The organism is Rothia sp. HMSC065B04 (genome assembly GCF_001812285.1).
Lineage (GTDB): Bacteria > Actinomycetota > Actinomycetes > Actinomycetales > Micrococcaceae > Rothia > Rothia mucilaginosa.
In genome coordinates, this window is sequence record NZ_KV808406.1 from 720536 (window position 1) to 734709 (window position 14174).

Here is a 14174-nt window from a genome sequence, read left to right on the forward strand (position 1 = left end):
ACGCCTCAACCGCGAAATCCGCCGACGCACCGACTCCGTGGGGATCTTCCCCAACCGCCAGGCCATCATCCGCCTGGTCGGAGCCGTCCTCGCCGAACAAAACGACGAATGGGCCGAAGGCCGACGCTACCTCAGCCTCGACATCCTCACCAAATCACGACTCACACCCCAACCCACCCAACAGGAGGAACCCCCACTCCAACTCAGCGCATAACCCACCCCGAAGGACACAAAACGATTACACCACTCCACAGGACTTGACCCGCCAAGCAGCCACCTCGCGAAATTCAGCACGAGCACGCCCTCCCGGGTATGGGGCTCATGCCTCGTGCGAGTGATGAGAATCTTCGGGAATGCATCCCCGATGGATAGAATCGGCGCAATCTCCCTCTCGAGCGTCGAATCGGCGCCGATATCGTCGCTCACATACACTTTCCTTCCCGGTTTCGAAACTTGGAAGGCAGTATGCGCAAGGATGCGTCGAGGTGCGATCCCAGTCGTACCATGCCAGCAGAGATGTCGAGGCACATTCGTTCATGCTGCAATGCGGGCATCGGAGATGAAAAACAGCCCGTCGGGTAGTCATGGGCGTGCGGGAGCCCGCATCAGTAACCTGCCTCCTCGGTTGTCCCTTCTTTGCATGGTCGTCTACATAAAGGAGGAACCAGCCATGCAGATCAGCATGCTTGCCCTTCTTGGGTCACGGACCGGGGAGGCGAGGGCCTCCGTCGGGACCGCCCCGAGCAACCGGCATATCCAAGGAATGACAAGGCTCGATCGCTGTGCTGGTCAGGATGCCGAAGCGGGCCGTCCGCCAATCGGAATGCGGGTCAGGATGCTGCAACGTGATTCCAGCTGCAGGATACGGCTCCTTTGCGGTTGCCGCAAAACCTGCTGGCAACATTCTTACTATCCGAATGATGTACGCATCCCTTGGGATCGTTTCGCCTGACCAGGGCCATCTTCAGCGCCTCATCGGCCAGCTCGGCAGGCGCCTCTTCCACGCGTAATAGCCCTGGCGGGTCACCTATGCAACCAAAGATACAAAAGGAATCGAATGGCCAGAGAGGATTGCCCTTACCGATGCTCGATTCTTGACAGGCAAACTCAAGCCTCGTTAATATTACATATTACATGGTTTGCCAGACCGAATTAACAAAGGAGGGGTGTCGTGGTTGGTCTTTTCCGCACGTGGATGAGCGCCTAGAAAGCGGCGCTGTTGTGGCGTCGCGCTGTTTTTCTGCACGCCATTTCACGATTGGACATAACCATGATATTTGAAACCTCTCGGGGCAGGTCTGTTCTGCTGTGCCATTCATGGCAATTCAAGCTTTGTTTCGTATGGGGCGGGGAGCTCGTTTCGACATTGACGAGTTCGATTCTCCAAATGGGTCTTATTTGGCATCTCGCCCTCACGACAGGGTCGTCTTCTCTCCTCTCCTTAGCATCGCTGGCAGGCTTTCTGCCGATTGCTTTGTTCGGAATCCTTGCGGGCGCCGTTGTCGACAGACTGCCTTTGAAACGTGTCCTCATCGGCGCCGACCTCTTCATTGCCGCGGTGGGTGCCGCCTTGGCGATTGCCTCGTTGGCCGGCAGCTTACCTGCATGGCTAATTCTCATCGCCCTGTTTCTCCGTGCAGTTGGTACTTCGTTCTACACGCCAGCCTCCCAATCTCTCACGCCCCATCTCGCCCCGCCAGAGCATCTCGTTCGCCTATCGGGGGTGACTCAGGCGATTCAGTCCGGCGGATACATTCTTGGCGCCGCGCTTGCAGCAGTGATTTATCCCGTGGCGGGCATTACCGCTATGATTGTCCTCGACGTGCTGGGAGCGCTTTTCGCTTCTTTAGCCGTCCTCGCCGCACAGATAGACGCAGGGGGCCTCGATGAAGCCGACCGCAGCTTGTCCTTTTCCAATAAGGTTCGAGAGCTCTTCTCTGAGATTTCGGACGGCTACAAGCTGATTAGGGAGTACAGGGGGCTGTTCGCCCTTCTTTGGTGCGGGTTCGTCTTCGCTTTCGCGTTCTCTCCGCTCGCGGCATTGTTCCCAATAATGACCTTGGGGCATTTTGGCGGTAGCACGGGGGATGCCGCTTTGGTGGAAATCCTTTTTTCTGCAGGCATGCTGGCTGGGTCCGGCATTTTGGCGGCCACGGGAGGGTTCCGCAATAGGTCGTTCACCATGGTCGCCGCGATTGCCGGCTTCGGCATTGCCGCAATCGTATCCGGATCGCTCGGCCCGTCATTGTTCGCTGCTTTCCTGCCGGTGAGCTTTCTTATGGGCGCATGCTCCCCGTTGTACGCGGGAACCCAGACTGCCCTTATGCAGGAGCAGATACCTCCTGAGTACCTAGGCCGCGTTTTCGGCCTCTACGGAACCATCATGGCGTGGGCCATGCCCATGGGCCTCGCAGCCCCCTCCGTTTTTGCGGATCTGCTTGGAGCTCCGTTATGGTTCGTCGGCTCTGGAGCGACCATGGTACTGCTTGCGATGGCTATGCTGCTTGCTCCGAGCGTCCGAAACGCGGGGAAAAGAGATACCGGGCAGATTCAATAGCCCAAGTATTCGAAAAAAAGAGGCAGCAGCCATCGGTTCAAGCGTCAGCCTTCAAGCCCTTGCGACGACGAGGTATTGCACCGACATTCCGCATCGCGCTCCTTATTCGTCGCCAACTATCATTTTCGGATTTGCCGGCTTGCGCAAGGTCAAAACGCTCGCGCCGGCAATTGGGCAAAGGCGAAAAATCGACGTGAGCAATCTTTTTTGGCATGGCTGCGCTTCCAGTAAAACGCTAATACACAAAAGGCGGTTCAACCTATGGAACTCATAGTCAAAGCTAAAGACATCTTTTTGGAATATGCCGGCCGCGATATCCTAGATATCGAAGAGTTGGAAATCTACTCCTACGATCGCATCGGCTTGGTGGGAGACAATGGCGCAGGCAAAACCAGCCTGCTTAAAATTCTGAGCGGCAATCTTACCATTGCGGACGCCGACGTCAGGCGCTTCGGCAGCATTGCCCTCATCGGCCAACTCGATGAACTCGACCTTGATGCGGCTCAGGACAGTGGTGAGATGCTCTCCCGTCTCAACGTCGCCGGAGTGGCGCAGGAGACGATGAGCGGCGGGGAGGAAACACGCGCCAAGATTGCCTCTGCACTCTCCCAGCATGCAAGCGCGATCTTCGCCGACGAGCCTACGAGCCACCTCGACCAAGACGGCATCCGCCTTCTCGTCGGACAACTCAAGGCATTTGATGGGGCTCTGCTCATCGTGAGCCATGACCGTCATTTTCTCGACCAGGTGGTAGACAAGATCTGGGAGCTCAAAGACGGCGGTATTTCCGAATTCTGGGGTGACTACTCCGACTATCTGCGACAGAAAGAAGAAGAGCGCAAAGCTCAGGCGACTCGATACGAAGAGGCGATGCGCGAGCGCGATCGCCTCGAAGCCGCCATCGAAAAACAACGGAAAAAAGCACGGCAGGTCGACGCCAAGCGGAAGGCTGCGAAAAAAAGCAACGAGTATGCAGGTCGATTGGGGCATCAGAAAGCAACCGGCACCAAACAGAAGAGGATGTACCAGGCGGCTAAGGACATGGAGAAGCGCCTCGAAGCGCTCGAAGGGATTGAGGCCCCAGATAGCATTCGCGCCGTGCGGTTCCGCCAGAGCAAGGCCCTGGAACTGCATAGTAAATTTCCCATCTCGGCAGACGATTTCAGCTTGAGCTTCGGCAACTGCATGCTCTATGACCACGCGAAATTCGAGATACCGCTCGGTGCCAAAGTGGCCATCACCGGTGGCAACGGTACAGGAAAGACCAGCCTGCTGAAGGCAATCGCTCGACGCGCCGACGGTATCAACATCTCTCCCAAGGCAGAGATCGGTTACTTCGAGCAAACAGGCTACAAGTTCGACGCCCGTCAGTCTGCGATCTCGTTCATGCAGGATGGTTGCGAGTACAGCATGACCGAAATTCGAGGCATCCTCGCCTCTATGGGAATCGGACCGCGCGACCTGACAAAGGACGTTGGCGTTCTCTCGGGAGGCGAAGTCATCAAGCTGCTACTCGCGAAGATGCTGCTGGGCAGATACAACATCTTGCTCATGGACGAGCCTGGAAATTACCTGGACATCAAGAGCGCCGAAGCCCTCGAGCAGATGATGAGCGCCTATGCCGGAACGATAGTGTTCGTCTCCCACGATAAGAGGCTGGTCGAGAACGTCGCAGACATTGTCTACGAAATAAAGGACACCAAGCTAGTCAAAATCTTTCAGCGCGAATAGCCCTAAATGAGCAAGAAATAATCCCCGAACGGAGACAAGGGAGTAAAACGGCAAAGAAAGAGCCTCCGTCCCAACGCAGGGAACGGAGGCTCTTTAATCGCTTTTACTCATCTCCGTCGCTGGTGGCTTTGTCATGACTCTCGTACGAAACGAAACTCAGCGGCACAGTGCGGCACTCAAAATCGCAGGTCAGAACCCTATCGGCCTACTCCCACTCGATGGCTTCAGTTTTACTGTCCCGACATTCCAGTTGTCCTCAGTTTTCGATGCCGTCTCAAACCGAGTGCCGCCAAGTAACACTATGTCGTGTTTCATCGGCTTCGGGGACAAAAGCTGGGACAACTTCAAAAACCATTTTCAAACTCAGAGTATTGAGTTTTTATTTTTGTCCCAAGGGGCACGGAGAGCCGCCTTTGGAGGCTCGATATCGACGAAAACGCCCGCTTTGAAACTCAAGTGCCTTTTCGTGTGCGAGCCGCCAGCTGCAATAGGAAGTGAATCAACGCAGGCGCCTTTCAAGCAGTTTGCAAAACTGCAGGTTGCAGGCCTTCATTGCTAGTAGGGGAAATGAGTAGTCTCAGGTGGCTTGCCCATGAGTTAGCGAGCAGGTTGGGGCTTCGTTGTTGGCGCAATCACTTCGTGCACACTCGAAAGGTCTGTTTAACTTCAGACAGGGCGCCAGTGCCTACGCGCAGTGGCGCAGATGATGGGCAGCAAGAGACAAGCATCTGCTGCCGCCCATCAGAAAGCATCGTACAGGCCATACCACACGTCGGTGTAGATGAAGTCGGCGCCCTTGATGCACTCGGTTGTCGTCGGAGACCTTGCAGTTCTCCTCGCCGATGGCCATGAGGTCGCCCATCTCCTGCGAAGGCGGGCGAGCCGTAGCTCGCCCGACCTGGTACGTCTTACAGACCGTGCTTACCGAGAGCGGCCATGCGCTCATTGATGGTGGCGCGGTATGCCGCAGCCTTCTGCTCGTCGGGCTCGCTCTGGGGGCACAGAGTGGCCAGGATGGCGCGAATGGAGTGCTTGCGGTTCTCGGCCTCGACCCAGCACAGGGAGCGCTCGGGATCGTCCATGACCTCGTCGACGACTTCCTCGCCACGGTTGGCGGGCAGGCAGTGCATGAACATGCTGTTCGGACCGGCAACGTTCATCATATCCCAGGTCACCTGGTACTTCGGATAGAACACATCCATGTAGCTGGAGCTGGAGACTTCACCTTGATTATCAACTTTATCCGAACACCTCCCACATTCATCCGCACATGTGCGGATGAATGTGGGAACCCGATACCCTGAGGGCCGGATCGGCCGGCCCCGGGAGATCGGAGGACGGCATGTCCGGAAAGAAGAAGAGCGGCTCCGCAAGGGCGGTCCCGAGGGCCTACGGAAGGCTCACGAGGCACGAGCGGGACACGGTCCAGAGGATGCTGGAGCGCAGGGCGTCGTGCAGGGAGATCGCGAGGGAGCTGGGCAGGTCGCCCTCGACGGTGAGCGCCGAGGTGGCGTCGCACAGGTTCGTGACGGCGCCGAAGGCCAGGCGCGGCGAGCGCGTGGACGCCTCCGCCGACCTGTCGGCGGCCTGCCCGCGCCTGGCGGCGTGGCCGCGCTGCTGCAACGGGTGCGGCCGGTACCGCGCGATCGGCTGCAAGCGCCGCCCCCACGTCTTCTACGAGGCCCGGGCCGCGCAGCTGTGCGCCGACTCGGTCCTCGTCTCGTCCAGGCGCGGGATAGACGCCGACGAGCCCGCCGCGGCGGCCAGGCTGGAGGCGATAAGGGACTGCCTGCGCCGGGGGCTGTCGCCCGAGCAGATGGCGGCGCGCAACGGCGGCCCGGTGGACCTGTCGCCGTCGACCATCTACCGCTGGGTCTCGGCGGGCTACGACGGCATGACCAACATGGAGCTCAGGCGCAAGGTCGGCTACAGGCCGAGGAAGCGCGCCGCGGGCCGGGCGGCGACCCGCCACTCCGCCCGCAGGTCGCATGCCGCGTTCCTCGCCCTCGGGGAGGACGCGTGCGCCGCGGCCTGGGAGATGGACACCGTCGAGGGGGCCCGGGAGGACTCCGCCTGCCTGCTCACGCTGCTGCACCGCCCCAGCAGGCTCCAGCTCGCGCTGCCGCTGGAGGAGAAGACCGCCGGGTGCGTCGCGGACGCCCTGGAGGGCGTCCGGGCCATCCTCGGCGCCGACGGGACGCGCCGCGTGTTCCGCGCCGTCCTCACCGACAACGGCGCCGAGTTCTCCGACGAGGCGGCGATCGCGGCGCTGCTCGGCGAGGGGCCGGGCGAGACGAGGCTGTTCTACTGCGACCCCAGGCGCAGCGACCAGAAGGGCGCCTGCGAGCGCAACCACGTCGAGATCAGGAAGCTGCTGCCCAAGGGCGCCGGAATCAGGTTCGACCGGCTCGCCCCGGCCGACCTGGCGCTGGCCATGTCGCACGTGAACTCCGAGCCCCGCGGCGCGCTCGGCTTCGCGACGCCCGCGCGCGCCTTCAGGGCGATGCTCGGGGAGGACGCGGCGGCGCTGCTGGACGCCTACGGCGTGGAGGACGTGCCGCTCGGCGATCTCGACCTGACGCCGGGGCTCATCGAGAGGGCGCGCGCAGAGAGGGGCGATGCCCCGCTGGCCTAGCCTAGGAGAAAAACGGAATAGACGGACCGACCGTCCGGCTGAGTCTGGGAAGAGGTGCCGGGCGGCGGGCGGAGCATGGCCACCGGACCCATCGAAACACATCTCCACCATTCCTTCAACTGGGAAAATGCCGCCCCCGGGGCCCGGATAGGACCTCGGGGGCGTTCGGTTAACTGCGGGAGCGTGCCGTCAGCTCAATGTGTTCGGTTGGGATCGGAAATCAACCAGTGATCTTACTGAACATATGGCGCACCTTGTCCAGGCGGCTGTTTGGACGGCGGGGCTGGATGACTGGCTTGCCGACAGCGGCCTGATACCCTTTCAGTTCTGTAAGGCATACGCTCTGCCCGTTGGTGTAAAAGGCCAGATCAGTACGGTATGCCTGTATACAGCGGGCGGGAATCTCGCCAGTAAAGACAACTTCATCCTTTTTTACCTGGACCGTTTCGATGGTGGCACAGTATTTCGGTGCATCATGATAAGCCCTGGAAAGATATTCCCGGGGCGCATAGAGGGTGAAGGAGAGATAAGGTTCCAGCAGTTGCGTCCCTGATTCCTTCAATGCCTGTTCCAATACAATCGGGGCCAATGAGCGGAAGTCCGCCGGCGTGCTGACCGGACTGTAATAAAGCCCGTATTCAAAGCAAATCTTACAGTCCGTTACGTTCCAGCCGAACAAGCCCTGCTCCAGCCCGTAACGGATACCATCCCTGACAGCGTTTTGAAAACTCTGGTTCAAGTATCCCAGCGAAACCCGGCTCTCGTATTGTACACCGGAGCCAAGCGGGAGTGGTGTAACAGACAGTCCGATGGATGCCCAAAACGGGTTGGGCGGCACCTCGATATGGATGGTGTGGCTGGCTGCTTTGAGCGGCCGCTCCATATAAATGACGGTGGGTTCCTTTACCACTGTTTCAAGCTTGTATTTTTCCGACAGCAAAGCGGAAACAACCTCCAACTGCACCCGGCCCAAAAAAGAAAGAATGATCTCATGGGTGATGGAATCCACCTCGCAGCGCAAAAGCGGGTCAGTATCCGCAAGTTGCGTAAGAGCGTCCAGCAGCCGTTCTCTTTGCGCTGCCGTTTTCGGCGCAATCGACGTCCGCAGCATGGGGAGGGGGTCCTCACGCCACCTTTTACGAGGGAGCCGGGTTGGGTCCCCTAATACATCGTTTAACCTCACGCTGTCGCTGGGAAGGATAACAATTTCACCCGGATAAGCGGTGTCTGTCCGAACAATTTCCCCTTTGGATGGAATACGCATCTCTGTGATTTTCAGCTTTTCTCTCCCGGCCAGAGCCACCGTATCCCGCAGGCGCAGCGTTCCGCTGTATAGCCGCAAATAGATGAGCCGCTGGCCACAATCTGTATACTCCACCTTGAAAACGCTGCCGCATAGGGCGTCGCTCCCCTGTTCCCCAATCGGTTGGAACAGCCCTGTCACCGCATCCATCAACGGTTGAATGCCAAGGCCCTTTTTGGCGCTGCCATGATAGACCGGGAACAGGGAGGCGTCTTGAACCCGCCGCTGTTCCTCCTGCGCAAGTTCTTCCCGGCTGATTGGTTCTCCTGCGATATACTTTTCCAATAATTCATCGTTATTTTCGATGACCGCATCCCATGCTTCTATGTCGGTATTTTCCTCCAGGACTATTTCCGGGGACAGCGACACCGTCTGCTTGATGATAATATCGGCGGAGAGCTTATCCCGAACAGACTGATACACGCCCTGCAAATCAACGCCAGCCTGGTCGATCTTATTGATAAAGATAACGGTGGGAATGTCCATTTTCCGCAGGGCATGGAACAGAATACGGGTCTGGGCCTGCACACCATCTTTAGCGGAGATCACCAAGATGGCCCCATCTAAAACAGCCAAAGAGCGGTACACCTCCGCCAAAAAATCCATGTGGCCGGGCGTATCCACAATGTTGACTTTACATCTGTGCCACTGAAAGGAAGTGACTGCCGCTTGAATGGTAATCCCACGCTGCCGCTCCAAAAGCATGGTGTCCGTCCTCGTTGTCCCTTTTTCGACGCTCCCCGGTTCTGAAATGGCTCCGCTGGCATATAGCAGGCTCTCCGTCAAGGTTGTCTTTCCAGCGTCTACATGGGCAAGAATTCCAATATTGATTATTTTCATGTGATTGTCCTCCCTTTACAGCCCCAAAGGGCATAAAAATCCCCAGCAGTAAAATACTTTTACCACTGGGGATTATAAGTTGCGGACATACACATATACAGCATACACCTGTTTGTGATTGCTGTTTTTGGGGATATGTCAAAATTGATAAGGCAAAAGTATTCTTAAATTGGGTACAAAAAACTAAGCCCCTACAAAAGGAGCTATCATAATCCTTTGTTCCCACTATTTGATTATAGTTTTATTTAAGAATACCTTGCCGCATATTTTTTACTCCTTTTCTGGATTAAATCATTGTATCACATCAGTTTTAGGAAAGCAAGTACCTAAAAGGGCTCTTCGCATTTGAGGGTGTAGGTGTTGTGGGCGGGGTTGGGCGTGTCGTGGCCGGGTAGGGGTCGAGGTCTTCCGATGATGGAGATTGCTACACCGTCCATCTGAAAGACCTCGACATGGCCAATACTATCTTTGATCGCCCTGACCTGAGCGCGTTCACGCGCCTGGATGACCTGGGCCTGGAAGTGACGGGCCAGCGCATGTGGCCAGACCATGCAGTGTTGGCTTGCCGGATTGCTGGTGAGGACCGGTGGTGTCGACGCTGCGGATGCCAGGGCGAGTCGCGTGACACGGTGATCAGGCGCTTGGCGCACGAGCCTTACGGGTGGCGCCCCACGATCTTGCACGTGAGCGTGCGCCGCTACCGGTGCCAGGAGTGCGCCCATGTGTGGCGTCAAGATATGAGCCAAGCGGCCGATCCGCGCGCCAAGCTCTCGCGTGCGGCGGTGCGCTGGGCGCTCACTGGGCTGGTCGTTCATCATTTGACGGTGGCGCGTATCTCCCAGGCCCTCGGTGTGTCCTGGAATACCGCCAACACCGCTGTCCTGGGTGAAGGCCAGCGTCTACTGATCAATGATCCAACTCGGTTCGATGGCGTGCGTGTCATCGGGGTGGATGAACACGTGTGGCGCCACACCCCCTACGGAGACAAATACGTCACCGTTATCTTGGACTTGACACCCATCCGAGAACGCAGCGGCCCCTCCCGACTCTTGGACATGGTCCCGGGTCGCTCCAAGCAGGTCTTCAAAACCTGGCTGGCCTCCCGCCCCGACACGTGGCGAAGCCGCATCGAGATCGTCGCGATGGATGGATTCACCGGGTTCAAAAGCGCAGCCACTGAAGAACTCCCCGGCGCGAGGGCGGTCATGGACCCCTTCCACGTCGTGCACCTGGCTGGCAACGCCTTGGATGAGTGTCGCAGACGCATTCAGCAAGAACTCCACCACCGGCGCGGGCGTGCCACCGACCCCCTGTACAAGGCCCGCAGGATGTTACACACCCGCTCATGCCTGCTCACGCCACGCCAGCAGCACCAACTACTCAACCTGTTTTCCGGTGAGGAGCACGTCGCGCTCGAGGTCACTTGGAGCGCCTACCAGAACATCATCGACGCCTACCGCGCGCCCGACACGGACGCGGGTAAGGCCCTGATGGAAGCCGAAATCAACACCCTGACCTCCACGCGTGTACCGAGGGGTCTGACCGAGCTCATCACGCTGGGCAGGACACTCAAACGCCGAGCCGGGGACATCCTGGCTTACTTCGACCACCCCCACACCTCCAATGGCCCTACCGAAGCCATCAACGGACGCCTCGAACACCTACGCGGCTCCGCCCTCGGGTTCCGTAACCTCACCCACTACATCACCCGCTGCCTCCTCGAAACCGGCGGATTCAGACCCCAACTACACCCCCAATTATGAAGAGCCCGTTTTCTGTGGCACCGGTGATAGTAGTTCCTAGTTTTGCGGTGCGGCAGATGGTATCGACGATGACATTTCCGTTAGGCTGCACAGTAGGTCCTTAGTTTTGTACGGATGGATTAGATACCTTTTTCCTACAAAGCCAAGGACCCCAATATCTTGTGCCACGCCCGAACCCCCGGCGAACTAATCAATGCACTCTAAAACCGGAAGAGCCCTTTTAGTACTACTGGTGGATTTCGGTTTTGGTGGGGATTAACGCCGCCGGCTTCGGTTTTTCCGTTGAGGAGGTCGTTGACTACTTCCCGATGGTGAAATGGGCCGATGGCGCGGTGAAGAGGAACCAGTCACCTGGAAGAGATCGATCCAGTCGCTGGTGTGCAATCTGGGAGGTAGGGTTGCGGGGTCGATTCCTCGCGAGCGCAACCATGATTGTGTCTCTGAACGTGATGAAAACAACCCTGCCCTTCGGAGAATTTCCCCTATCCCGCGTCCCCGGGCGGTGAAAACGGTGTGCACCATCGCCTGAAAGGCTTTGCGTTGCTCTATCGGGATCTTCGGGTCACCCACCCGGCGGATCACTAAGATCCCCCCGTCAACGTTTGGCTGTGGCCGGAAAGCAGACCTTGGTACTCGGGAACCAAGGTGAAACGTGAACCATGGGGACCACTGAGCTGTCATCATCGTGCTTGCACCTACCCCGGCCCGGCGGCGAGCGACTTCCCACTGCATGAGGAGTACAGCGGCAGTCCATGCCGGCGCATGCAACAACTTTCGAAGAATGGCAGTGGTGAGGTGAAAGGGAATGTTTCCCACAATGACGCAGGGAGTGGCGGGTAACGGGAAGTTGAGGAAATCATCATGGACCACTTCGACCGACGCCGAGGAGGTTTCTTGTGTGATTTTGGCAGCTAGTTTTGCGTCCACTTCAACTGCCGTTATCGCCCTCCCCAAGTGGGCCATCGGGTGAGTGAGGGCACCGCTTCCTGGTCCGATCTCAATGATGGGGCCGGAGGTTTGTTTCACAAGGTCGATGATGGAGTTGATGATCTTGTGGTTGGTGAGAAAATTTTGGCCATGCTCGTGACGGCCGTGTCCGTATGCAGACATCAGGTGTGCTCCTTGGATTTGAAAGGGAGCCGGGCATGACAAATAGCCGCCCGGCTAAAGGACCGGAGCGGTTTTTAACCTACGGGGTAGGAAACCGCCTTAGCGGTTGGTGCGCAACCGCAAGAAAGCGGTACCTGAAATCAACATGGGTCTAATTATATCCATTAAAGGGTTAAGGGTCAAAATGTGTGTCTGGCTCGGCGTGTCGCGGGGGTTAGATTTGGCCTTTTTGAATGCCGATTGAGTGGGTGTAGTCGGTGTCGATAGCGTTGTCGTAGAGGGCTGGGCGTCCTGTTTCGTGGTCGGCTTGGTTCTCGGTTTGGGTCAGGGTGGATACTTTGGCGAGTTGGCCCTGGCCCCAGTCGGACTGCCTGGCGATTCGTACTGGATCGTCAGGCAGTTCCGTTTTTAAGTAGAGCCACCAATCCAGCATGCGGCGTTGTCGTTCGCCTGATCTGCCGCGGTGGGTTCTGGCGAGCAGTTTGAGCTGGGCGTTGATGCCGCCTTCTAAGCTGTTGGTGGTGGATTTGATCCGCTCGGGCGCAAGGACTCCTGCTGGCGGGTTGAGGTAGACAAACAGCATCTCGGACCGCCAAAGATGGTTGAGGCTGTTGTAGGCCTTGTGCACGTTGTGGTGGGTCCACACGCGGGTCCATGCACCTGTTTTGGGGTCTTTGATCATGGTTTTCTCGTTCATCCATTCCCGGTAGATCGTTGAAAACTCGTGCAGTTGCACACCCCACGCGGCGGCTTCATCCAGTGTGGTGATCCGGGTCAGTTTCAGCGCAAGTCGGTAGATGGTGCGCCCGGCATCGGTGCGTGGGTTGGTGGTGGTGTAGCGGCGGACCACGCGTTGGGCGTGGACGAGGCAGCGTTGAATTTTCGTAGTCGGCCAGCACTTTTTGATTGCGCTGTATGCGCCTTGGCCGCCGTCGATGACGGCGATGAGTGGGGCTTCGATGCGTTCAAGCAGCAGTTGGTAGTCGCGGGTGGTTTCGTGTTTGCACCAGTGCCAGGCGATCACGTGGTCGATGGTCGCCGCGACGATCAGGCAGCCACCGGCGGTGTAGGTGCCATCGAGAAATACCTGGTCGTAGATCCGCTTGTGGTGGCCGGCGGTGGGGTCAGGCACATCAACGAGCCAGCACCACTTGAAGCGCCGCTTCATGGTGGCGCGGCTAACACCGTTTCGTTTGGCTAGGTCGTCGAGTGATATTGCGGTGGTGCAATGCTCGATGAACTGGGTGAACACTGCCGCGTTGGTGATGTCGTTTCGACGTTTGACGCTGGAGGCGCCGCATTGTTTGCAGCGCCATCTGGTGGTGCCTTTGCTGGTGGTGCCGTTGCGTTTCATTTCACCGCCGCAGTGGCAGCGTGGTTGGTTCTTCGACATTGCGACACCACACCACGCCGCGCATAGCACATCACGGCTGCCACACCGAGGATTTCCCGTCGGGGGCTAGATATATGCTTCCGGAGCATATACTTTCCGGAAACCTACAGGTCAATCCGTGAAAATCCGCGATTCCGGACACACATTTTGACCCTTAACCCTGGGTATCGCTACCGGCCCCTGGACACCAGGGTCGGCACCATCGACGTGGCGATCCCCAAGCTACGCTCAGGCACCTACTTTCCAGAGTGGCTGTTGCAGCGCCGCAAACGCTCCGAAAACGCCTTGATCACAGTGGTCGCTGACTGCTACCTAGCAGGAGTATCCACACGCCGCATGGACAAGCTCGTCAAAACCCTGGGGATCACAGGACTGTCCAAGTCCCAGGTCTCACGCATGGCAGCCGACCTGGACGAACACGTGGATCAGTTCCGCAACCGGCCCCTCCACGATGCCGGGCCTTTCACCTTCGTTGCCGCTGATGCGCTCACCATGAAAGTGCGCGAAGGAGGACGCGTCGTCTCGTGCGCGGTTCTGGTTGCCACTGGAGTCAACAATGACGGACATCGCGAAGTGCTGGGGGTGCGCGTATCTACCAGTGAGACCGCTCCAGCCTGGAAGGAGTTCTTCTCCGACCTGGTCGCCCGGGGCCTGACCGGCGTGCGCCTGGTGACCAGTGACGCCCATCTGGGCCTGGTTGAAGCCATCGCCGCCAACCTGCCCGGAGCCACTTGGCAACGATGCCGCACCCACTACGCCGCTAATCTCATGTCGGTCACCCCCAAAGCACTATGGCCCGCCGTCAAAGCGATGCTGCACTCGGTGTACGACCAACCCGACGC

At 58.2% G+C, this 14174-nt stretch carries 10 protein-coding genes and 1 pseudogene; 6 read left to right on the plus strand and 5 right to left on the minus strand.

Annotated elements, in window-relative coordinates; all coding sequences use genetic code 11:
• From HMPREF2845_RS09085 to abc-f, 3 genes are all read left to right on the plus strand, one after another.
• Positions 1 to 214: transposase (locus HMPREF2845_RS09085; RefSeq protein ID WP_210394513.1), on the plus strand; the 214-nt coding region annotated here is incomplete at its 5' end.
• Between the two features lie 1056 nt (positions 215 to 1270).
• Complete coding sequence (locus HMPREF2845_RS03060) at positions 1271 to 2557, plus strand: MFS transporter (protein ID WP_005987410.1); 1287 nt, start codon at positions 1271 to 1273, stop codon at positions 2555 to 2557.
• 261 nt (positions 2558 to 2818) lie between these two features.
• Positions 2819 to 4288, plus strand: coding sequence for a ribosomal protection-like ABC-F family protein (gene abc-f, locus HMPREF2845_RS03065; RefSeq protein ID WP_005987409.1), 1470 nt, complete (start codon positions 2819 to 2821; stop codon positions 4286 to 4288).
• A gap of 908 nt (positions 4289 to 5196) precedes the next feature.
• On the opposite strand, the gene HMPREF2845_RS03075 is transcribed toward abc-f, so the two are convergent.
• Positions 5197 to 5484: a Rossmann-fold NAD(P)-binding domain-containing protein gene (locus HMPREF2845_RS03075; RefSeq protein WP_204371245.1), complete on the minus strand. Its 288-nt coding sequence runs from the start codon at positions 5482 to 5484 to the stop codon at positions 5197 to 5199.
• A gap of 146 nt (positions 5485 to 5630) precedes the next feature.
• On the opposite strand from HMPREF2845_RS03075, the gene HMPREF2845_RS03080 reads away from it, so the two are divergent.
• A complete protein-coding gene (locus HMPREF2845_RS03080) occupies positions 5631 to 6923 on the plus strand; it encodes an IS30 family transposase (RefSeq protein ID WP_005987407.1) in 1293 nt (430 codons plus the stop codon).
• A gap of 220 nt (positions 6924 to 7143) precedes the next feature.
• On the opposite strand, the gene tet(W) is transcribed toward HMPREF2845_RS03080, so the two are convergent.
• Positions 7144 to 9066 (minus strand): tetracycline resistance ribosomal protection protein Tet(W), encoded by a 1923-nt coding sequence (gene tet(W) / locus HMPREF2845_RS03085; protein ID WP_070633855.1) that lies wholly within the window; start codon positions 9064 to 9066, stop codon positions 7144 to 7146.
• 452 nt (positions 9067 to 9518) lie between these two features.
• Here tet(W) and HMPREF2845_RS03090 point away from each other — a divergent pair, with 452 nt between their 5' ends.
• On the plus strand, positions 9519 to 10829 hold the full coding sequence (locus HMPREF2845_RS03090; protein WP_049353248.1) for an ISL3 family transposase: 1311 nt from the start codon (positions 9519 to 9521) through the stop codon (positions 10827 to 10829).
• A 255-nt stretch (positions 10830 to 11084) separates the two neighbouring features.
• On the opposite strand, the gene erm is transcribed toward HMPREF2845_RS03090, so the two are convergent.
• The 3 genes from erm to HMPREF2845_RS03100 all read right to left on the minus strand — a co-directional run bounded on the left by erm (position 11085) and on the right by HMPREF2845_RS03100 (position 13332).
• Positions 11085 to 11939, minus strand: a complete 855-nt coding sequence (gene erm, locus HMPREF2845_RS03095) for a 23S ribosomal RNA methyltransferase Erm (RefSeq protein ID WP_070633856.1) — start codon at positions 11937 to 11939, stop codon at positions 11085 to 11087.
• 99 nt (positions 11940 to 12038) lie between these two features.
• Positions 12039 to 12104 carry an erythromycin resistance leader peptide gene (locus HMPREF2845_RS09495; RefSeq protein ID WP_071569110.1) on the minus strand — a complete coding sequence of 22 codons (66 nt, stop codon included), beginning with the start codon at positions 12102 to 12104 and terminating at the stop codon, positions 12039 to 12041.
• A gap of 49 nt (positions 12105 to 12153) precedes the next feature.
• Positions 12154 to 13332 (minus strand): IS256-like element IS1249 family transposase, encoded by a 1179-nt coding sequence (locus tag HMPREF2845_RS03100; protein WP_070633857.1) that lies wholly within the window; start codon positions 13330 to 13332, stop codon positions 12154 to 12156.
• 150 nt (positions 13333 to 13482) lie between these two features.
• Between HMPREF2845_RS03100 and HMPREF2845_RS03105 the strand changes: the two are divergent.
• Positions 13483 to 14174: pseudogene (locus HMPREF2845_RS03105) on the plus strand (IS256 family transposase); the annotation flags it as partial.

What these genes read in the sequence shown, in the direction of transcription:
- HMPREF2845_RS03060 (WP_005987410.1), top strand. Translation starts at nt 1,271, where the DNA reads ATGATATTTGAAACCTCTCGGGGCAGGTCTGTTCTGCTGTGCCATTCA.
- HMPREF2845_RS03090 (WP_049353248.1), top strand. Translation starts at nt 9,519, where the DNA reads ATGGCCAATACTATCTTTGATCGCCCTGACCTGAGCGCGTTCACGCGC.
- HMPREF2845_RS03100 (WP_070633857.1), bottom strand. Translation starts at nt 13,332, where the DNA reads ATGTCGAAGAACCAACCACGCTGCCACTGCGGCGGTGAAATGAAACGC.
- abc-f (WP_005987409.1), top strand. Translation starts at nt 2,819, where the DNA reads ATGGAACTCATAGTCAAAGCTAAAGACATCTTTTTGGAATATGCCGGC.
- HMPREF2845_RS03080 (WP_005987407.1), top strand. Translation starts at nt 5,631, where the DNA reads ATGTCCGGAAAGAAGAAGAGCGGCTCCGCAAGGGCGGTCCCGAGGGCC.
- erm (WP_070633856.1), bottom strand. Translation starts at nt 11,939, where the DNA reads ATGTCTGCATACGGACACGGCCGTCACGAGCATGGCCAAAATTTTCTC.